We start from the raw sequence: 21808 nt of genomic DNA on the forward strand, positions 1-21808 counted from the left end.
TAATTTCTGAGGGAGACTTATGAAAAAGAAAATTCTTAAATTTATCGGGTGGTTCTTCGGAATCATTCTTGGGATCGCGTTTGCAATCTTTCTTGCCTTCCAGCTTTCCCCCAGACCCGGAGCATTCTTGATCAACCATATGTTTTCAAATACTGTTCAAATCACCGATCAGAAAACGTTCAATCAAGCAGAAAAAAACGTGGCGAAAAAAACAGATATGACGTACGAGTCCAACTATAAAGAGAATACGTATGATATCTACTATCCAAAAAACAGCAAGGGACCTGTTCCTGTTCTGTTTTGGGTACATGGTGGAGGGTTCGTCGGCGGAGATAAATCAGGTGTCAAGGAATTTGCGACAAAATTAGTATCAGATGCCAACATCGCAGTGGTTGCGATGAATTATGAATTAGCGCCTGATTCAGAATACCCTAATCAAGTTCTTCAAGTGAATGAGCTGGTCAAAGATTTATTAGCTGAAGGCGACGACAAACTGCTAGACATGGAACAACTATTTTTTGGCGGCGATAGTGCAGGTGCACAAATCGCTTTGCAATATGCAGCTCTACAAACAAATGAAGCGTATGCCAAACAGATGAAAATCAAACAGGTACTTCCAAAAGATAGTTTGAAAGGAACCATTTCTTATTGTGGACCCGTTGATTTAAAGCTAACAGCACAGCAACATTCGGATGATCGATTTATGAAGTTCTTCGTCAAAACCGTTGCATGGTCGTTGATTGGAACAAAAGATTGGAAAACGAGCGAGCAACTGAAAGAAGCTAGTGTGGCTGACCATGTTTCTAAGGAATTTCCGCCAACGTATATAACTGACGGAAATGCTTACTCCTTCCAAGAGCAAGGTCAAGCATTAGAAAATCGGTTGACAGAATTAAAGGTACCCGTGCAATCCTTGTTTTATACAGATACAAAAAAAGAGATTACCCATGAATACCAATTTGATTACACGCTAAAAGAATCGCAAAATTGTTACCAGCAGACATTGGATTTTGTGAATAAGTATAAGTAAGAGGTTGTGAAAAAGCCGTTTAGTTTTGAGTATGAAGAAACGAAGCGGCTTTTTACAACCTCTCTTTTAATACCTTTTTGTTCTTGGGATAAAACTTTCCCGAACAATCAATCGTGCAGGATAAGTCAAAATGATTGGTTCGTCCCGTATTCCGTCAATTCGCTCCAATGCCATTCGAACAGCTGCTTGCCCAATTGATTTCGCATTGATTTGGACACTGGTCAAGCCAGGGGAGAGGTTTGCGATTGTCTCGATATTATCAAAGCTTGCTACAACAATCTCTTCTCCAATTTGGATATTTTTTTGTTTCAATGCCCGATAGACACCGATTGCCATTGGATCGCTCCCGACAAGAATGGCAGTAGGAAGAGGGGATTCATTTTCTAATAGATCAGTCGCAAGTCCCTCACCTTGTTTTTCTGTCCAGCCACCTAGACGATAAGACATATATTTTTCTAAGTGATGATCGATCATAAAATGCTGATAGGCACGCATTCTCTTTTCGTTTATAGAAATCTGCTTCCCACCCAGTTCATCCATATCGACTTTATACCCCCCGATATAGGCTATTCTTTTATGGCCATTTTCTAAGAACAATTCCAGTACGGTTTTAGTCATCCGTTCAAGATCTGCATAAACCATATCGACCTCTTGCTGGATGTCAGGGTTATCCACGACGACTATTTGCATGTTTTGTTTTAATAAGGCGGTAATCGATTCTTTCGTAACGGTCCCAACAACGATCACCGCACCTAACTGATCTAGATCTTCCCATTGTTTAGGATTATCAGATAGATTATAGATTCGATTCATCCCTAAATGCAGACGTCGAGCTTCTTCTTCCATCCCTACTCGCAAATGTTTGTAATAGATATCATGTTCTTCGCTCGCTTTGCCGATCGTAGAGATCACACCAATCGAAGGCATTCTCTTTTTGATATATTTTCGAGTACTGATATCATAATCCAACGCAGCTGCTGCCTCTACTATTCGTTGCCGAGTAGCCTGAGCCACATGGATCGTCTGATCGTTATTCAACACGCGGGAAACTGTAGCAGGAGAGACATTTGCCTTTCGTGCGACATCTCTAATTCCAACCATTTTTACACACTCCTCAAAAAAACAAAAAATTTCTATTGACAAAATTGTTTAGTAAACAGTATACAGGAATTATAAAAAAAGTAAACGGTTTCCGTTTTGGTGGGAGTGAGATGATGGATATTACGCATAAAAAAACAGAAAAAAATTTCATCTTATTTGATGAAAAGAGCCGAGTATTCCATTTACGAAATACATTTCTTTCTTATCTGATAAAGATAGAAGAGAGCAATGTATTGGCGCATATTTATTTTGGCAAACCAGTCAAGCAGTACAAAGACAATAAAAATTATCCCCGAAGAGATCGTGGATTTTCAGGAAATATTCCCTTAAATCCTGACCGGTCTCTGTCGAAAGATACACTACCACAAGAATACTCTTCTCATGGCAGCATGGACTTTCGAACGCCCGCATCGATCATTCAGCGCAAGAATGGGTCAGACTTACTGGATCTGAGATATGATAGTCATTATATTACAGATGGGAAGCCAGACATCGAAGGCTTGCCTCAAACTTATGTGCTAGACAAGTCAGAGGCACAAACGTTGGTGATTTCACTTAAGGATAGAGAAACAATCAAACTAGAAAAAGCAGCTAGTTTCCAGTTAGATTTTGCCCATACTAGGCGATTTGATGAAGTCATTGCTTTGCCAGGAGCACATGTCAATGAAAGACAGATCTCACGGCAATCTCTTTTATCTGGAACAAAAGTATTTGAAAGCCGTCGAGGAACGAGCAGTCACCATATGAATAACTTTATTGCTTTAGTTCATCATCATACGACAGAAAATACTGGAGAAGCGATTGGACTTCAATTTGTTTATTCCGGCAACCATTCTTTCGAACTTGAAAAAGATCAGATCAATCAATTGAGAGTCGTCGGTGGGATCAACAGCCATTGTTTTTCGTGGGAATTGAATGCAAATCAGTCTTTTCAAACACCTGAAATGATCCTTTCTTACTCAAGTCAGGGATTGAACAAAATGAGTCAGATCCACCATGAGTTGCTACGTGAAAGAATCGCAAGAGGTCGTCATCAATTTGCTGAACGGCCGATTCTTGTCAATAACTGGGAAGCCACTTACTTTGACTTCAATAGTGAAAAAATCAAGGCGATCATTGATGAAGCAAAGGAGCTAGGCATCGAAATGTTCGTATTAGATGATGGCTGGTTTGGAAAAAGAGATGCGGACAATTCTTCATTAGGAGACTGGTTCGAGTATAAAGGCAAGTTGACAAATGGATTACGTGAAATAGCAGATTATGCTCATAGCAAAGGATTGAAATTTGGTTTATGGTTTGAACCAGAAATGATCTCCATTGATTCTGAACTGTATCGAACACATCCTGATTTTCTTATGCAGGTGCCAGGTAGAATGCCTTCTGCTTCCAGATCACAACATGTACTGGATTTTACAAGGTTAGATGTTCGGCAGACGATTGAGAAACAAATGAGAAAGATTTTAGACACGATTCCTCTTGACTACATCAAATGGGATATGAATCGTTCGCTTTCAGATATCTATTCGATTACCCTTGACCCACTTAGACAAGGAGAAGTAGCGCATCGTTATATGCTTGGGCTTTATGAACTACTCGAACATTTGACAGCTGATTATCCGGAAATCTTATGGGAAGGCTGTTCTGGTGGAGGTGGGCGGTTTGATGCTGGTTTTATTTATTATATGCTGCAGTCATGGACAAGTGATAACACGGATGCAGTGGAGCGTATGAAAATCCAATATGGAACAAGTCTTGCTTATCCGATTTCGTCCATCACGGCTCATGTATCAGCTGTACCAAATCATCAGACTGGCAGATCTACTTCGTTGAAAACAAGAGGAGAAACAGCTATGAGCGCTGTTTTTGGTTATGAACTGGATTTGACAAAGCTGTCTCCTGAAGAAAAAAAGCAAGTCAAAGAACAAATTATATCCTATCAAACGATTCGTCCCGTGATCCAGTACGGCCATTATTATCGTTTGGCGAGTCCTTTTGAAGAAAATATTGTCGCATGGATGTTTGTGTCTCCTAAACAAGATGAAGCTATTGTGTTTTTAGGGAGGATACTAGCTTCAGCTCAACCAGCGTTCCATGAAGTATATCTGTTGGGGTTAGATGATGAGGCACTTTATCAGGAACAGACCTCGAAGCGGCTATTTTCGGGGGCCGAATTGATGACAGTCGGACTTTACTTCCCTGATTTTCAAGGTGATTTCCAAACAGAGCTGCTTCATTTCAAAAAGTTATGAGAGAGAAGGAAAAAAGTATGAAAGCAAATATAAAATGGTTAGATGATCCACAAGTTTTTAGAGTGAACCAATCAAATGCGCATAGTGATCATGTTTGCTATGCAACAAGGGAAGAAGTAGAAACCACATCATCCCTTAAACAGTCTTTAAATGGAACATGGCGTTTTTGTTATTCGCCAAATCCTTCGGTACGTCCAAAAACATTTTATAAAAAAGATTTTGATGCCTGTTCTTTTGATGAAATCACTGTTCCTAGTCATATTGAATTAGCAAATTATGACAAGATCCATTACATCAATACGATGTATCCGTGGGAGGGACATGTATTTCGCCGTCCCCCTTTCACGACAAGCCCTGAGAAAGAGGCGGAAGGGATATTTTCAGCTGCTAAAGACAATCCGGTGGGGTCCTATTTGACGACTTTTCGATTAGAAGAAGGTCTAAAGGGAAAACAAATCTCGATACATTTTGCTGGTGTAGAACAAGCAATGTTCCTTTGGTTGAATGGTCATTTTATCGGCTATGCCGAAGATTCGTTCACTCCGTCTGAATTTGACTTAACACCTTATTTGGAAGAAGAAAATATTCTAGCTGTGGAGGTTTACAAAAGAAGTACAGCTGCATTCTTGGAAGATCAGGACTTTTTCCGATTTTTTGGGATCTTCAGAGAGGTCTTCTTAGTTGCTCGAGGACAAAACCATTTAGAAGATCTTTGGATCAAACCTCGCTTAGATGACAAATGTCAAAATGGTAAACTTGAAGTAGATTTGTCTTTTGAGCAAGTAGCCAAAAACAGTCAGCTGAATGTAGCGATACTAGATCCTGAGGGGAAGGAAATCTATCAACAGCAATATCCGTTAAAAGAACAAATGACGATTCGGATCGATGGATTTGAAAACGTGGCATTGTGGGGGCATTTTCAGCCCAATTTATATAAGCTTGAATTGGAGACGATAGACGAAGAAAAAAGAGTAACGGAGTATATTAACTATTCCTTCGGTTTTCGTAAAATCGAAATCAAAGATAAAATCATATACTTCAATGGAAAACGGATGATCATCAACGGGGTAAATCGACATGAGTGGCATCCACGAAAAGGACGCGCCATCACTATAGAAGATATGGAAAAAGATTTGGCTATCATAAAAAATGCAAAGATCAACGGCGTACGGACATCTCATTACCCCAACCAGATCACTTGGTATTATTTATGCGACCAAGCAGGTATCCACGTGATGGCGGAAACGAACCTCGAATCCCATGGCTCATGGCAAAAAATGGGTGCATTTGAGCCTTCTTACAATGTGCCAGGTGCAGTACCTCAGTGGCAATCTGCTGTTCTTGATCGGGCAAAAACGAATTTCGAAACATTAAAGAACCATCCAAGCATTCTTTTTTGGTCTCTTGGAAATGAATCCTATGCGGAAGAAAACATTCGACAAATGAACGATTACTTCAAAAAAGTAGACCCGGATCGACTTGTTCATTATGAAGGGAATTTTCCAAATCCAGCATTCGAAGATTCGATTTCAGATGTAAAAAGCTGCATGTATGCGCCACCAGAAGAGATCGTTGACTACCTTGAAAATAAAGCGGAAAAACCGTTCATCTTATGTGAATACATGCATGACATGGGGAATTCGTTAGGTGGAATGGATTCTTACATGACGTTGCTTGATCGTTATGAAATGTACCAAGGAGGCTATATATGGGATTTTAAAGATCAGGCGATCCAAGTGACTGATCCAATCACTGGTAGAGAAGTGATGCGCTATGGCGGTGACTTTGACGATAAACCAAGTGACTATGAATTCTCAGGGAATGGAATCGTTTTTGCAGATGGACAAGAAAAACCCGCCATGCAGGAGGTAAGATATTATTATGAAAAATACAGTAAATAAAAGTCATATGGAGACAGAAAAAGTTGCAATCGTCTTCGGCGACTGTACATTAGGTGTCAAATCGGGGAATACGCATTATATTTTTTCTTATACAAGAGGCGGACTAGAATCGCTCAATAAAAACGGAAAAGAATGGCTATACCGGGAAACACTTCCAGTTTTTTGGCGGGCAACGACCGATAATGACAGAGGTAGCGGATTTGGATTTAAATCTGGTATGTGGTTAGGAGCCGGATTGTATCCAAAAGTCAAAGAAATAGAAGTACTGGTGGACAATAAAAAGATCGATTTGCCGATTGCCCCAGTAAATAATCAATATTCAAGTAATGAATACGCTGGAACAGTTGAAATCATTTTTACACTGGAAATCAACACAGTACCAAAAACACAAGTGACAATTTCCTACCAAATCGCTGGAGAGGGTAAAATGCTTGTTAAAATGCATTATGTTGGACAAAAAGGGTTGCCGGAATTACCAGCATTGGGTATAAGGTTCATTATGCCAACAAAAGCAAAATTCTTTGAGTATGAGGGTTTATCAGGGGAAACATATCCGGATCGGCTGGCTGGTGGTATCGAAGGTATTTATAAAGTGGAAGGACTCCCTATCCCTCCATATCTTGTTCCCCAAGAATGCGGTATGCATATGGAAACGAAATGGCTAGAACTGACAAGAAATCAAACATTGGATAATACGGACAAAGATCAAGAAGACTTTTCGTTGCGATTTGAACAGCAGGATACGCCATTTGCTTTTTCCGCTTTACCATTCAAAGCAGAAGAACTGGAACAGGCGACACATATAGAAGAACTACCGCCAGAAAGACGAACGGTTCTTACGATTTTTGCAAAAGTAAGAGGAGTCGGGGGTATCAATAGCTGGGGAGCGGATGTTGAGTCACCTTATCGCATCAGCGGCGAAGAGGACCATGAAATCAGCTTTATTATCCAGTAGCGATCTTTAGATTATTATTTGAAAAACAGAGTTTACAAGACAAAGCTGCTTTATTCTATACGTCATGAACAAGATACGTCATGAACAAGCGAGCAAAAAAGTTCTCAGAATCTTTTGTTCATGACTGTTTTCTTCAATGAAACCAATTGTTGTTTTTCTGAAAAATAAAGTTAACTATCAGAAAATTAAAAAAAGTTTCACAAAAATGATTGACAGTCGATTTTTTTATGTCTATACTAGGTACAATTCTTACATCAGTTTGGAGCGATTTTTTATGAAATCTAGAAAACTTACAAAACTGAATACGTATTACTTTAGCTATTTTAGATAGGTTTGTATTCATGACTTCGTGGGTACAAACAAACCAAGTTTGTATCTATGATGGCTAAAGATTTTTAAACACGACTTACAGCCACGTAGAGAAATTCATCTATAGTGGCTATTTTATATTTTTGCAGCGCTTTTTAAGGCTCGTTGAAGATGTTCACTGTAGAGGCAATTTCCTACAGGGACATCTTTTTTTGTTGATTATCCGGTTCATAAGTAGGAAAGAAGGAGCGAAAATGAGAACAATAGGACACGGTCGTTTAGTAGGAATTTATGTAAAACCAACTTGAAAAAGTAGAGAAAATCAGCCAAGATAGATAAGTAAACAAAAGAAAGCGGGAAAAACAATGATAGTAATTATGAAAAAAGAAGCAACGGAAGAACAAGTAAAAAAAGTCGTCGATCATATCGAAAAAGAAGGATTCAAAGTCTCAATCGATCAAGGAACAGAACGAGTAGTGATTGGACTAAAAGGTGATACGCGAAGTTTACAAGAAGGAGCATTTACACGCTACGAAGGAGTAGAAAATGCTGTGCGTATTTTGAACACATACAAATTGACTTCTCGAGAATTCCATCCTGGCAATACAGTCGTGGATGTAGACGGAGTAAAAATCGGTGACGGCAGTTTTGTGACGATGGCTGGTCCTTGTTCTATCGAAGGATTAGACCAAATCAGAGAATGTGCGCGGATGGCTAAAGCCGGGGGCGCAAAAATTCTGCGAGGTGGTGCCTTCAAACCACGTACTTCTCCATATGCTTTCCAAGGTTTAGAAGAAGAAGGATTGAAATACATCCGTCAAGCGGCTGATGAATTTGGAATGAAAGTGATTACTGAAGTGATGGATGAAGGACATATCGACATGGTGGCTGAGTACAGCGATATCCTACAGATTGGCGCACGTAATATGCAAAATTTCAAACTGCTATCTGCTGTCGGCAAAACAGGTAAACCTGTTGGATTGAAACGTGGGATTTCTGGTACGATCAATGAATGGCTTAATGCTGCAGAATACATTGCAGTCGAAGACAAATCTCCTGTCATTTTTATCGAACGTGGGATTCGGACTTACGAGACAGCTACACGTAATACGTTTGATTTAAGTGCTGTCCCATTGATGAAAAAATTAACTCATTTCCCTGTGATCGTTGATCCAAGTCATGGTACAGGTATTTGGGATCTTGTACCACCAATGGCCCGTGCGGGTGTGGCAAGCGGAGCAGATGGCATGATCGTAGAGATTCATCCTGATCCTGCAAATGCTTGGTCAGACGGTCCCCAATCGTTGAATGAAAAGACTTACTCACGCATGATGAAAGAAGTGGCGATCATGAAAGAAGCAATGGAAAAGATCCAAACACTCGATTAATGCCAGCTTTTTAAAAGAAAGAAGTGAAACGAATGCTTACTATACATGTTGATAACCAGAAATACGATATTCATATTGAAGAAGGTGCACTAGAACAGGCTGGATCATGGCTTCAAACGATTTGGAAGCCTCAAAAAGTAGCTGTAATCACTGATACCAACGTTGCTCCACTGTATGCGGAAAAAATCATGTTCCAATTGAGACAAGCTGATTTTGAACCAGTCCTTTCAATCGTACCGGCGGGTGAGACCAGTAAATCTTTGGAACAAGCAGCTGAGTTATACGATTTTTTGGCAGATAATGATTTTACCCGCAGCGATGGAATACTTGCACTTGGTGGAGGAATGGTGGGTGATCTAGCCGCATTCGTGGCCTCAACGTTCATGCGTGGGATCCATTTCGTTCAACTTCCGACTACGCTACTTGCACAAGTAGATTCTAGTATCGGTGGGAAGACAGCAGTCAATACAAACAAAGCGAAGAACCTTGTCGGAACATTTAGCCAGCCAGCTGGCGCATTGATTGATCCTGAGGTTCTAAAGACTTTGCCGGTACGTCGTTTACGAGAAGGGATCGCTGAAATCATCAAATCAGCAGCTATAGCAGATGCAATGCTTTGGCAACAGCTGAATGAGCTGAAAGACGAAAAAGATCTTTTAGAGCATGCTGTTCCAATCATCACTGCTACGTTGAAAATCAAGCGAAAAGTAGTGGAAGAAGATGTCTTTGACCAAGGAAATCGACTTATTTTAAATTTTGGCCATACAATTGGCCATGCAATTGAAAATACAGCAGGATATGGGGTAGTCAGTCATGGAGAAGGAGTAGCTATTGGAATGGTAGCCATCACTTCTCATGCAGAAAAAATCGGCTTGTCTCCAACTGGATCGACAGCTGCATTAGAAAGGATACTCCAAAAATTCCACCTGCCGATTACTTACGATCTAAGTCATTCAGAGGAATTATTCCACGCGATAACCCATGATAAGAAAGCAAGAGGAAGCCAATTGAATATCATCTTGCTAGAAAAGATTGGGCAAGCAAAAATCGTATCTGTTCCTACAGAGACATTCAAAGATTACTTAGGAGGACTGTAAGATGCGTTATATGACTGCGGGAGAATCCCATGGACCAGAATTAACAGCGATTATTGAAGGACTACCAGCAGGGTTACCTCTATCAGAAGAAGAAATCAATTACGAACTCGCTCGCAGACAAACTGGTTACGGCAGAGGAGGAAGGATGAAGATCGAAAAAGACCGTGTTCGGATCACGTCTGGCATCCGTCACGGCAAAACAATTGGTTCACCTGTCACTTTAGTGGTAGAAAATAAAGATTGGAAAAATTGGACAACTGTCATGTCTGTAGCAGAAGTACCTGAAAAAGACCGATCACTGCGGCGAGTTGCACGTCCGCGTCCAGGACACGCGGATTTGGTAGGCGGTATGAAATACCATCATCGAGATCTTCGGAATGTGCTTGAACGGTCCTCTGCAAGAGAGACGACCATGCGTGTAGCAATCGGCGCAATTGCCAAGAAAATTCTGGAAGAACTTGACATCATCGTAGCCGGACACGTGATTTGTCTTGGTGGAATCCAAGCAGAAATACCTGGAAATATCTCCATTCAAGAAATCAAAGAAATTTCTGAAGCATCAGAAGTACGGGTTGTTGATTCAGCAGTCGAGCAAAGAATAAAAGAACTGATCGATCAGACAAAGAAAAATGGAGACACGATCGGAGGAATTGTAGAAGTGCTCGTTGGAGGCGTTCCAGCTGGATTAGGAAGCTATGTACAATGGGACACGAAGCTAGATGCCAAAATCGCGCAAGCTGTGGTTAGTATCAATGCCTTTAAAGGAGTTGAATTTGGGGTCGGATTCACTGCTGGATCATTACCAGGATCAGAAGTGATGGATGAGATCTTATGGGAAGAAGAACGAGGCTACTTCCGACGTAGCAATAATCTAGGCGGCTTCGAAGGCGGAATGACCAATGGCGAACCACTTATTATCCGCGGGGTCATGAAACCCATCCCTACATTGTACAAGCCACTTCAAAGTGTTGATATCGATACAAAAGAACCTTACAAAGCAAGTGTAGAACGTTCGGATAGTACAGCAGTTCCTGCAGCTAGTGTCGTTGCGGAAAATGTTGTAGCCACTGTTGTAGCGACAGAGCTATTGTCAAAATTCCCAAGTGATTCGCTTGTTGAGTTGAAAGCTGCAGTGAAGGAGTACCGTGACTACTTGAAACATTACTAAAAAGGGGGCAAATAAGATGGCACAACATGTTTTTATCGTGGGGCTTGGACTGATTGGTGCTTCTATGGCACTTTGTATTCGTCAGACCAATCCAGAACTGATAGTAGTTGGTTGGGATAGTCAGTCAAAAACCCGTGAGCAAGCAGTAGAACAGCAGATCGTTGATTACGTTGCAAATGATTTTGAAACAGGTGCAGAACAAGCAGACGTTATCTTATTAGCCGTTCCCGTCCGTACAACCTTAGCTTATCTTGATGTCCTTGAAAGAATCAACTTGTCTGATCACGTCATCATTACGGATGTCAGCAGTACGAAGCAGCAAGTCGTGACATCCGCTGAGCAGAAAAATCTTCGGTTTGTCGGTGGACATCCAATGGCTGGTTCTCACAAATCAGGTATACAGGCAGCAGATGCTAAACTATTTGAAAATGCCTATTACATCTTTACACCTTTGGAAAAGACGAAAAAAGATGTTGAAAAACTGCAAGAACTATTTTGCGGAACCAAAGCAAAATATGTGACTCTTACAGCAGGAGAACATGACCGTATAACAGGAATGCTAAGTCATTTTCCACATATTCTGGCAGCTGGTTTAGTCAATCAGGCAGAACAATTCAATCAAGAATATCCGCGAGCCAAACAACTAGCAGCAGGAGGCTTTCGAGATATCACTAGGATCGCTTCCTCGGATCCTGTCATGTGGACAGATATTTTGTTGAGCAATAAGCAGATATTATTGGAACGATTGGCAGATTGGCAGCAAGAAATGACACAAATAGCAGAATGGATCATGACTGAGAACCAATCGGAAATCTTTTCTTTTTTCAATCGGGCAAAAGAAAGTCGAGACCAGTTGCCTATCCATAAGCAAGGCGCAATCCCTGCCTTTTTTGATTTATTTATCGATGTGCCAGATGAGCCTGGCGTTATTGCAGAAGTAACTGGACTGATCGGAAAAGCGGGAGTTTCTTTGATTAATTTGAAGATCCAAGAGACGCGAGAAGATATTTTAGGGATACTGCAAATCAGTTTCAAAAATCAACAGGATTTGTTACAAGCAAAAAGAACCATTATGTCTAATACCAGTTATCATTGCTGGATCAAATAGGAGGCTGGATAAATGCGATTATTACAACAAATACATGGATTAAGAGGGACTGTTAGGATACCAGCAGATAAATCGATTTCTCATCGCAGCATCATGTTTGGAGCAATTGCTGAGGGAACGACGACTATACAAAATTTTTTGCGCGCAGAAGATTGTCTGAGTACTTTACATGCCTTCCAACAATTAGGCGTCGAAATCGAAGAAGAGGAAGAGGTGATCAAGATTCATGGTCGCGGTAGCCACTCCTTTGTCCCACCAACTGAACCCATCGACATGGGAAACTCCGGTACGACGAGTCGTTTATTGATGGGTATTTTGGCTGGTCAGCCTTTTACAACGACTCTGTTCGGTGACGCTTCGTTGTCTAAACGTCCAATGGGGCGAGTAATGGAGCCTTTACGCGAGATGGGTGCTGACTTGCAAGGAAATGAAAATGACCAGTGTTTACCAATCACTGTGACAGGAACCCGCTCTTTATCACCTATCCGATACAATATGCCTGTAGCTAGTGCACAGGTCAAATCTGCTTTGCTGTTTGCGGCACTACAAGCAGAAGGTACATCCGTAATCGTTGAGAAAGAACGTTCCCGTAACCATACGGAAGAAATGATTCGTCAATTTGGTGGAAGGATCACAGTGGAAGATAAAACAATCATGGTGACAGGACCGCAAAAATTAACCGGTCAGCAGATCACTGTTCCAGGTGATATTTCATCAGCTGCTTTCTTTCTAGCAGCAGGACTTCTTGTTCCGGAAAGCCAGCTGTTGTTAAAAAATGTCGGGGTCAATCCAACAAGGACAGGTATCTTAGATGTGTTGGAGGAGATGGGCGCAGCGATTACCCAGACGAATCACAATAAACAGAACCAATCGGCTGATTTAAGTGTCAAGACGAGTCATTTGAAGAAAGCGACGATTGGTGGAGAAATCATTCCGCGTCTGATTGATGAACTGCCAATTCTAGCTTTAGTGGCTACTCAAGCAGAAGGAATCACGATCATTAAAGACGCAGAAGAATTAAAAGTAAAAGAAACCAACAGAATTGATGCGGTGGCAGAAGAATTGCAAAAAATGGGAGCAAAGATAAAAGCAACAGCAGATGGTTTGATCATCCATGGACCAACACCTCTGCATGGCGCAAAAGTTTCTAGCAGAGGCGATCATCGAATCGGGATGATGCTGCAAGTTGCTGCTTTGATAGCTGATGGACCTTGCGAACTAGAAGGAGCCGAAGCCGTTTCAATCTCTTATCCGGCATTTTTCGATGATTTAGCAGAACTTGTGTCAGGAGGAGAAGCTCATGGCTAGCATTTTGCTGATTGGTTTCATGGGCGCTGGAAAAACAACGATCGGTAAAGGGTTAGCTCAACGTTTACAAAAAGAGTATGTAGATTTAGATACAAAGATTGAGGAACATATCCAATTGTCGATTGCCGAATATTTTCACTATTACGGTGAAAACAGCTTTCGAAAAGTGGAGTCAAAGGTTTTAAGAAAGCTGTCAAATGAAGATAAAATTATCGCGACTGGTGGAGGAATCGTCCAATGTGCTGCCAATCGGCAATTTTTACAAACACAGCCAATTGTTCTTTACTTAGAGGCAGAAGCAGATTGTCTAATCGATCGTATCCAACAAGATAAAACGTCTATTCGACCGTTAGCTCTTGGAAAAACAAGAGAAGAAATAAAAGCCTTATTGGCACAACGACTTTCCTGGTATGAAGAGAGCGCGACACTTCGAATCAACACGACCAATGAAACACCAGAAAAGATCATCGATACCATTATAGAGAGGATCAAAAGCATATGAATGTCAGCTATCTAGGGCCAGAAAGTTCGTTCACTTATCAGGCGGCTTGCCAGCTATTTCCTACAGAACAATTGACTGCGTATGCTTCGATTCCTGCTTGTTTGCGCGCTTTGTTTCGCAAACAGGTGGATCTGGCTGTCGTTCCTGTAGAGAATTCATTGGAAGGATCTGTTCATCACACAATCGATCTTCTTTCCAAACATCCAGAAGTCGAAGTTAAAAGTGAAATCGTTCTTCCTATCAAGCAGCAGCTTTTAGGCAATGCAGCAACAAAGATTACAAAAATCCTTTCTCATCCCCAAGCACTAGCACAATCACAACAGTTTTTAGAAACGCATTATCCTAATGTTCCTTTAGTAGCAACAGAATCAACAACTGCTGCAGCAATGTATGTAGCAGAACATCCGAAAGAAGACGCAGCAGCGATTGCTTCATTAGAAACAGCACAGCATGTTGGATTGGAGATCTTAGCTGTGAATATCCAAGATAATGAGTTGAACCAGACACGTTTTTGGATCGTCGGTGACCGAAAGATGACCAGCCAGCAGCCAGTTCCAGTAAAGATGAGTGTCATCTTGACACTGCCTGCTAATCGGCCAGGGATGCTTCATAAAATGCTGGCAGCTTTTGGCTGGCGGGAGATCAACTTAAGTAAGATTGAATCCCGACCATTGAAAACTAGCTTGGGAGAATATTTTTTCGTAATCGATTTGTTATTGGACCGCCCAATGGCATTAGTAGAGAATGCGCTCCAAGAAATCAAGATGCTCGGAGGAAAAAGTCAAATATTGGGCTGTTATCCAGTATTGACAGTAGAATAGACGCGTAGATGAAAGTCAAGAATACTGATTTATTTAACTTAAAATAAATCAATCAGCGCTTGGCTATTCTTATTCTGATTGATTTTTAGGAAGAAGCGGGAGACAAATCGTTACAGTCGTTCCTGTCCCAATCACTGATTGGATCGTTATGCCATATGCATCTCCATACATTAGGCGTATCCGCTCATCTACATGACTGATGCCGATTCCTGAGAAATGATCATTTTTTTGTTTGGTATTTTCAGTATCGAAGCCATCGCCGTTATCAATCACTTCGAATAAAAGAAGCTGATTTTTTGTTTTGCCGTACACCGTGATGAATCCTTGCGTTTTATTGTGAAAAGCATGAAGATAGGCGTTTTCGATAATTGGTTGAAGGATCATATTCGGCATAGATAATGTCTGCAGTTCATCAGGAATCATTATTTTAGCCGAGATTCTTTCGCCATATCGCATACTCAAAAGATCAATGTAACTTTGTACGCTTTTGATTTCTTCCTTGACTGGAATCACTTCTTCTTTTTTTCCAATCGTACTTCTTAGTAAAGTAATGAAACTGTCGATTCCCTGAACTGCTTCATCTGTTTTTTTCTGCCAAATCAAAAATTTCAAGCTAGTCAGCGTATTATAAATGAAATGGGGCTGTATCTGTGCTTGCATAGTTTGGATTTCAAGCGAACGTTTCTTCTTTTCGTCTTGGATGGTCTGTTCATAATGATGCTGCGCATTACTTAGCAATTGATTGATCGTATTCCCTAGCAATTGGACTTCATGGCTTCCTTGTACAGGAACAGTAGCTTTTAAGCCATCTTCCTCTAGCCAGTTTAGCGAATCAATCAAGCGGTAGATCGATTTTGTGTGTCGATCCAAATACATAAATGCCAATGAGCCAGCAAAAGCAAGTGTCACGATATTATACAAAATAATGGGGAAAATCACGCCCATTTGGTTAGACAAAGAATGAAGATCGACTTGACTGAGTAATGTACAATCCTGGCGGTACAGGGGAAGACGGGTCAACTGCTGTCCATTTGAAATCGTTGTTTCGCCTACTGTTAGTTTTTTGAAAATCATTGATCGGCTCCCAATTCTATTTTCTTCATTTGATGCGATGATTGTCTGTTCTTCGTTCATGAAGGAGATCTTCGATATCTCAGGATTCACTACAGATTGAAAAAGATTCGCTAGTTGCTGAGATGAGATCGATAAAACAGCATATCCGTAAATGTGATTCAATGTGTTTTTCAGTTTTTTGACAAAGAAGACGCTGGGTGCTTTCTTATCGCGAAGAGTCAATCCGTATTGTACAAAAAGCATTTGTGTATCAGCAGCACGTTCATTCACTCTCTGGGCAATCGCAGATTGAAAAAAAGAATCGGCAGATACGGCAGTGAGCATGTCGTTTCCGACAAAAGTTCTTCCGTTTTCTCCAAAGATCAACACATCGTAATCGATCATTGGATGGATTTTTGAAAGAGAGTCATTCATTTTTTGGATCGTTCTTAGCTGCTGAAGCTGTTCCATATGTTGGACTGGACCATTGGAAAAATAGCTTTCGACAGCTGGGTTGGAATCAAAAGCGGCTAATGTATTCTCGATTGCATCATTCAAGCCTTCAAATTCAGATTGGATCTTTTTTAGTACCACATCATTCGATTGATTGAACAGCTGGATATAGGCATCCCTTGATCGATGATAAATAAACAAAGAGATGACGATGGCCTGCAGAAAAAGACCGATGAACAAAATGAACAGAAGTTTGGTAAAGAGTTCATGCTCTTTGATTTTTTTTCTCATTTTACAAAAGTTCCTTTACGGTATTGAGAAGGTGTCATTCCTGTCTCTTCTTTAAAAACTCTGGAGAAATAACCCAGTTCGGTATAGCCGACTTTCTCACAGATTTCCGTCAAAGTAAGCCGTGTTTCCGTTAAAAAGAGCTTGGCTTTACTAATACGGACTTTTTTTAGATATTTTGAAAAGTTGATGCCAAATTTTTCAGTAAAGATAGCTGAAAGATAGCTATATGAAAAATGATATTTTTCGGATAGAAGTTGTAAATTGATTTCTTTCTCATAATTTTCCTGGACGAACTCGTAGATCAAAGTCAAGATATCGAAATTGTCTTTTATTGCATTTGCAGAAAAGTGGGTGAGTTTCTCAAGTGTTTCTTTGACAAGAATAGAAAAATCTTCCAAGTACTCAGCATCGGCTAATAAAGAAGGAAGGGCGATCTTGAGCAAAGAAAGTTCTTCATTCCCAACATATTCGTCATCCAAAGCATTGAGTAATGCATAGAAACGATTGATTGCCTCATGTTTCAAATAAGCTGGATCAATAGGCTGTTCCAATATTTTCGTGAAGAAACCCTCAAGTTCTTTGACAGCTAAAGCGTAGTCTTTATGAACGATTTTTGTTAAATAGCTACTTGCTTGCTGCTCGTGGTTGGTTGATAACGGAAGAAGTTCATGCTGATAAGCAAGGTTCTTTCCCTTATGATAGAAACGTTGTCCTTTGGTACAATTTCTGATTTCTTGGAATATTTCATTGATATCTTGGATTGCAAAAGAGTCAGAAACAACAAAAAAATCACCTGGAAAAATTTCTTGACGAAACTTTTGAACAAACTTCCTAAGCGTATCTTTGGAATCAGTATTGATCACATAGCCGGATTCTTCCGAAAAGGTAGAAAAGGGATAAATAGTAAATGAATCGTCGCTATCCATCAACGAATGGATGATCGACTGTTTTTGTTTAGAGCCTTGTTTTGAACTGAATGGCCGATTTTCGGTATATACCAGAAAAAACAAGGTGTGTTCAAAAAGAAGAGGGTCAAGCAATGGACGAGTTTGTCCAGCAATCTGCTGTGAAAGATTCTCGCAGATCTGCTCATAACGATCGGTGATTGGGCTTTGGTTGGGCTTTTTTTTGATTTTTTGTGAAACGGCAATTAAGGAATTTAGAAAAAAATCAGGACTCAATCGAGGCTTTAAAAGATAATCAGCGACGCCATATTTGAAAGAATCTTTAACCATATCAAATTCATCATAGCTAGAGAGGATAAGAATCTGTGTTTCAGGTTGTTGCTGTTTTAATAGCCGCGATAATTCGATCCCATTTAGTTCAGGCATCATTACATCTGTGACCACGATATCGATTGCATGTGCCAAAGAAAAGTCAAGCGCTTTCAACGGGCTGGAAAAAGTTCCTATTAATTGAAACCCGTGCTCAGACCAATTGATCAACTGTTTCATTCCGTCTAAAATCGTCTGTTCATCATCGATAAGAATTACGCGTATTGGCATTTTTTTACCCGCCTTAAGAATAGTCTTGTAATTTAAAAATACTTATTTCTAGGAGAAAATGCAAGGATATTTTTATTTTAAAGAAACTCCACCCTTTCGATCTTTGGTCTAGATGCTAAGATTATTCCTTTTGTCATAGTTGATTTGTATTTTTTTATTATTTTAGGAGAAATTTTTGAAGTATCTGAATAATAAAGAAACCGTTTTCAAATTTTGGTATGATGAATGTAGCAAACGTAAACAACTAAGGATGGAAAAGGAGCGGATAAAAATGAACATCAGAAAGTTAATTGCTGGAGTCGTTTGTTTAGCGGCAGCATCAGGTTTCTTAACAGGATGCGGAAGTGCTAGTAGCACAGCAGACAACGAAGAAAAAGTCACTGTTTGGGCGTGGGATGAGACATTCAATATCAAAGCAGTGAATGAAGCAAAAAAAATTTATGAGAACGAAGAAACAGAGATAGAAGTTGTTACGATGTCTCAGGATGATATCGTTCAGAAACTGAACACCGCTTTAGCAAGCGGGAATACAGAAGGATTGCCCAATATCGTCTTGATTGAAGATTATAGGATACAAGGCTATTTGACTTCTTATCCAGATGCATTCGCTGATTTGTCTGCTATTGTAAAGGAAGATCATTTTGCACCGTATAAATTTGCGGTAAACAAAGTAGGAGAAAAAATATACGGTGTTCCTTTCGATTCGGGCGTAACAGCAAACTTCTATCGTACGGATCTGATGGCTGAAGCAGGATATACAGAAGAGGACATGGAGAATCTGAGGTGGGACGAGTATATTCAAGTGGCGCGAGATGTCAAAGAAAAGACGGGAAAGAAAATCGCTGAAGTCAATCCTTCTGATCTTGGTCGAGTAAGAATGATGATGCAACAAGCGGGAGAATGGTATACGTCCAAAGACGGGGAGACGGTCACGATCCAAGACAATGCATCTTTAAAGTATGGTCTTGAATTATTTGCCACTCTTTTGAAAGAAGACCTAGTCGAACAAACCTCTGACTGGAATGCTGGAGTAACTGCGATACAATCAGGAGCAGTAGCTTCTAGCCCAACTGGCGCTTGGTATTCTTCAACGATCCAAGGAGCAGAAGACCAATCTGGAAAATGGAAGATTGCGCCAATACCTGCACTGCCAGAAAGTTTACAAAAAGCGCAAGCTTCTAACCTTGGCGGCGCTGGCTGGTATGTGCTCAAAGGAGTAGCTGGAGAAGAATCAGCGAAAGATTTCCTCGAAGCAACGTTTGCATCGAATGAAGAACTGATGGGCACTCTTGCGAAAGAAATCGGACTGGTGTCTACGATGCTTAGTGCAAATGAACAAGAAGCTTATCAAGAAGCTTCAGAATTTTACAGTGGCCAAAAGGTCTTTGATGATTTTTCCAAATGGACATCAGAAATTCCAGAAGTGAATTACGGACATGAGACCTATGCAATTGAAGCAGTCGTAGCCGAAGCTCTTCATCGAATCATCAATGGAGAAGAGACAGACAAGGTACTAGCAGATACACAAAAACAAGTAGAAGCACAGTTGGCTAATTGATTGGTGATAAAAAAGCAAATTTCTTTGCTTTTTCATCAGACAACCGAAAAGACAAAAAAGATGGCGGCTGCCTTACAGACGTTGTCTTTCTTGTCTTTTCAATTAAATAATCAATGATAGAATTGGAGGGAAAAGAATGAAGCAGAAAGATTTATTCAAAAACGGGCATGCTTTTTTAATCTTGCCAGTCATTTTGATATCGATCATGGTTTTTATTCCGATGGTTTTGGCTTTGATCACGTCTTTTCAAAGTGGTCCCCCTGTCAATATGAGATTTAACGGATTAGGTAATTATCAGCGGATGCTGACAGATGCTACTTTTAAAAAAGCTTTTTTCAATACGTTCCTATATTTACTAGTTTAAGTACCAATCATGCTGTTTCTAGCGCTTTTTATTTCCAACCTCTTAAATGATAAAAAGCTGAAATATAAAGGGTTGTTTCGAACAGCTATTTTTCTTCCGTGTATCACTTCGATGGTCAGTTATTCTCTGATCATGAAAAGTCTATTTTCTCAATCTGGCCTTGTAAACAACTTGTTGTTGGGCATTGGTATGATTGATACACCGATTGGCTGGCTGACTCATCCAATTTGGGCGAAAGTTCTGATCATTCTTTCGATCACTTGGCGTTGGACTGGATACAATATGATTTTTTTCCTTTCAGGCATGCAAAATATTGATTCGGAGATTTATGAAGCAGCATCTATTGACGGTGCTTCTAAATGGCAGCAGTTTATCAAAGTGACGATCCCGAATTTAAAACCGATCATTTTGTTTACTTCCATTACTTCGACGATCGGGACATTGCAGCTTTTTGATGAAGTACAAAATATTACTGGCGGGGGTCCAGCAAATGCAACGACCACCTTGTCTCAATACATCTATAATTTGAGTTATAAATTCACGCCTAATTTTGGATATGCGGCAGCAGTTTCCTTTGTTATTGTTGCCTTTATTGTGATATTGTCGATAATCCAAACGAAAGTAGGAGGAGAGAGTCGATGAAAAGCATGGTAGAAAAAGAAACGATCGAACATCCCAACGTCAAAAAACAAGCCTTAGGACTTCGTTCGGCAATTGGGTCAGCATTAAAGTATACAGCATTAAGCATCCTATCATTTATTTCCATTTTCCCTTTTGTCTGGATGATTCTGGGAATGACGAATACACCCGTGGATATCACATCGGGAAAAATAAAGATTGGCAGTAACTTGATCATCAATTTTCAAAATTTGTTTTCCAATGAACTGAATTTTACTCGTTCCCTTTGGAATTCAGCAATGATCGCTTTAGTGACCACTGTGTTTGCATTGCTGATTTCCTCAATGGAAGGATATGGGTTTGAGATTTATCAAAGCAAGCGAAAAGACTTGATTTTCAATATTCTACTGCTATCGATGATGGTTCCTTTTGCGGCGTTGATGATTCCTTTGTATCGAATGTTTTCACAATTGAACGGAACGATTTTGGGAATCAATAGTTTCTTAGTTGTAATCTTACCATCTGTCAGCACTGCTTTTTTGATCTTCTTCTTCCGACAAAATGTTAAATCCTTTCCAAAAGATCTAGTAGAAGCCGCTCGATTAGACGGTCTAAAAGAACTAAGTATTTTTTTTAGAGTATATATGCCGACGGCTAAAAATACCTATGCAGCGGCAGCAATCATCACATTCATGAGCAGTTGGAACAATTATTTATGGCCCTTAGTGGCTTTGCAATCTCCTGATAAACGGACGGTTCCGCTTGTTTTATCTGCTATGGGTGCTTCCTATACGCCAGATTATGGAATGATCATGGCTGGATTAGTCATTGCTACTTTACCAACTGCCATCGTATTTTTTGTTTTGCAAAAGCAATTCGTTCAAGGAATGATCGGCTCTGTAAAATAAAAAACAACAGCAAGTGCGTCCCTACAAAGTCATCTTTTCCAAGTAAAAAGATACTTTTGGGACGTGTGTTATTTTATGTTGAGAAAAATTAAAAGATAACGTTTTAAGTTTATACTCGAAA

16 protein-coding genes and 2 pseudogenes are annotated in these 21808 nt (G+C 40.2%); 14 read left to right on the plus strand and 4 right to left on the minus strand.

Annotated features, from left to right (window positions below; translation table 11 throughout):
• The first annotated feature begins 19 nt into the window (after nucleotides 1–19).
• The gene (locus QK255_RS05735) at nucleotides 20–1030 is read left to right on the plus strand and encodes an alpha/beta hydrolase (RefSeq protein ID WP_002334737.1); all 1011 of its coding nucleotides are present in this window, start codon (nucleotides 20–22) and stop codon (nucleotides 1028–1030) included.
• A 66-nt stretch (nucleotides 1031–1096) separates the two neighbouring features.
• On the opposite strand, the gene QK255_RS05740 is transcribed toward QK255_RS05735, so the two are convergent.
• Nucleotides 1097–2131, minus strand: a complete 1035-nt coding sequence (locus tag QK255_RS05740) for a LacI family DNA-binding transcriptional regulator (RefSeq protein ID WP_002314861.1) — start codon at nucleotides 2129–2131, stop codon at nucleotides 1097–1099.
• Nucleotides 2132–2244: 113 nt separating this feature from the next.
• Between QK255_RS05740 and QK255_RS05745 the strand changes: the two genes are divergently transcribed.
• From QK255_RS05745 to pheA, 10 genes are all read left to right on the plus strand, one after another.
• On the plus strand, nucleotides 2245–4380 hold the full coding sequence (locus tag QK255_RS05745; RefSeq protein ID WP_283341618.1) for an alpha-galactosidase: 2136 nt from the start codon (nucleotides 2245–2247) through the stop codon (nucleotides 4378–4380).
• Between the two features lie 17 nt (nucleotides 4381–4397).
• Nucleotides 4398–6281, plus strand: coding sequence for a glycoside hydrolase family 2 TIM barrel-domain containing protein (locus tag QK255_RS05750; RefSeq protein ID WP_002342180.1), 1884 nt, complete (start codon nucleotides 4398–4400; stop codon nucleotides 6279–6281).
• Entirely contained in the window at nucleotides 6262–7236 is a 975-nt protein-coding gene (locus tag QK255_RS05755) for a beta-galactosidase small subunit (protein WP_002306525.1), read from the plus strand. The genes QK255_RS05750 and QK255_RS05755 overlap by 20 nt, the downstream gene beginning before the upstream one ends.
• Nucleotides 7237–7910: 674 nt before the next feature.
• Nucleotides 7911–8933: a 3-deoxy-7-phosphoheptulonate synthase gene (aroF, locus tag QK255_RS05760; protein WP_002292027.1), complete on the plus strand. Its 1023-nt coding sequence runs from the start codon at nucleotides 7911–7913 to the stop codon at nucleotides 8931–8933.
• Between the two features lie 32 nt (nucleotides 8934–8965).
• On the plus strand, nucleotides 8966–10030 hold the full coding sequence (aroB, locus tag QK255_RS05765) for a 3-dehydroquinate synthase (RefSeq protein WP_002292026.1): 1065 nt from the start codon (nucleotides 8966–8968) through the stop codon (nucleotides 10028–10030).
• 1 nt (nucleotide 10031) lies between these two features.
• The gene (aroC, locus tag QK255_RS05770) at nucleotides 10032–11198 is read left to right on the plus strand and encodes a chorismate synthase (RefSeq protein WP_002292025.1); all 1167 of its coding nucleotides are present in this window, start codon (nucleotides 10032–10034) and stop codon (nucleotides 11196–11198) included.
• A 16-nt stretch (nucleotides 11199–11214) separates the two neighbouring features.
• Nucleotides 11215–12306, plus strand: coding sequence for a prephenate dehydrogenase (locus tag QK255_RS05775; protein ID WP_002292024.1), 1092 nt, complete (start codon nucleotides 11215–11217; stop codon nucleotides 12304–12306).
• A gap of 12 nt (nucleotides 12307–12318) precedes the next feature.
• Nucleotides 12319–13614 (plus strand): 3-phosphoshikimate 1-carboxyvinyltransferase, encoded by a 1296-nt coding sequence (gene aroA, locus QK255_RS05780; RefSeq protein WP_002292023.1) that lies wholly within the window; start codon nucleotides 12319–12321, stop codon nucleotides 13612–13614.
• Nucleotides 13607–14116 (plus strand): shikimate kinase, encoded by a 510-nt coding sequence (locus tag QK255_RS05785; RefSeq protein ID WP_002292022.1) that lies wholly within the window; start codon nucleotides 13607–13609, stop codon nucleotides 14114–14116. Before aroA ends, QK255_RS05785 begins: the two co-directional genes overlap by 8 nt.
• Nucleotides 14113–14937: a prephenate dehydratase gene (gene pheA / locus QK255_RS05790; protein ID WP_002292021.1), complete on the plus strand. Its 825-nt coding sequence runs from the start codon at nucleotides 14113–14115 to the stop codon at nucleotides 14935–14937. The genes QK255_RS05785 and pheA overlap by 4 nt, the downstream gene beginning before the upstream one ends.
• 69 nt (nucleotides 14938–15006) lie before the next feature.
• On the opposite strand, the gene QK255_RS05795 is transcribed toward pheA, so the two are convergent.
• The 3 genes and pseudogenes from QK255_RS05795 to QK255_RS05805 all read right to left on the minus strand — a co-directional run.
• Nucleotides 15007–16734, minus strand: coding sequence for a cache domain-containing sensor histidine kinase (locus QK255_RS05795; protein ID WP_002292019.1), 1728 nt, complete (start codon nucleotides 16732–16734; stop codon nucleotides 15007–15009).
• Nucleotides 16731–17660 carry a helix-turn-helix domain-containing protein gene (locus tag QK255_RS05800; RefSeq protein ID WP_283341619.1) on the minus strand — a complete coding sequence of 310 codons (930 nt, stop codon included), beginning with the start codon at nucleotides 17658–17660 and terminating at the stop codon, nucleotides 16731–16733. The genes QK255_RS05795 and QK255_RS05800 overlap by 4 nt, the downstream gene beginning before the upstream one ends.
• A 318-nt stretch (nucleotides 17661–17978) precedes the next feature.
• Nucleotides 17979–18239 (minus strand): annotated as a pseudogene (locus tag QK255_RS05805) (response regulator); the annotation flags it as partial.
• Nucleotides 18240–18510: 271 nt separating this feature from the next.
• Here QK255_RS05805 and QK255_RS05810 point away from each other — a divergent pair.
• From QK255_RS05810 to QK255_RS05820, 3 genes and pseudogenes are all read left to right on the plus strand, one after another.
• The gene (locus tag QK255_RS05810; RefSeq protein WP_002306538.1) at nucleotides 18511–19797 is read left to right on the plus strand and encodes an ABC transporter substrate-binding protein; all 1287 of its coding nucleotides are present in this window, start codon (nucleotides 18511–18513) and stop codon (nucleotides 19795–19797) included.
• A gap of 136 nt (nucleotides 19798–19933) precedes the next feature.
• Nucleotides 19934–20803 (plus strand): annotated as a pseudogene (locus QK255_RS05815) (carbohydrate ABC transporter permease).
• On the plus strand, nucleotides 20800–21687 hold the full coding sequence (locus QK255_RS05820; RefSeq protein ID WP_002292010.1) for a carbohydrate ABC transporter permease: 888 nt from the start codon (nucleotides 20800–20802) through the stop codon (nucleotides 21685–21687). Before QK255_RS05815 ends, QK255_RS05820 begins: the two are co-directional and overlap by 4 nt.
• Nucleotides 21688–21808: the final 121 nt, after the last annotated feature.

This window comes from Enterococcus sp. ZQ21 (genome assembly GCF_030053755.1).
Classification (GTDB): Bacteria; Bacillota; Bacilli; order Lactobacillales; family Enterococcaceae; genus Enterococcus_B; species Enterococcus_B lactis.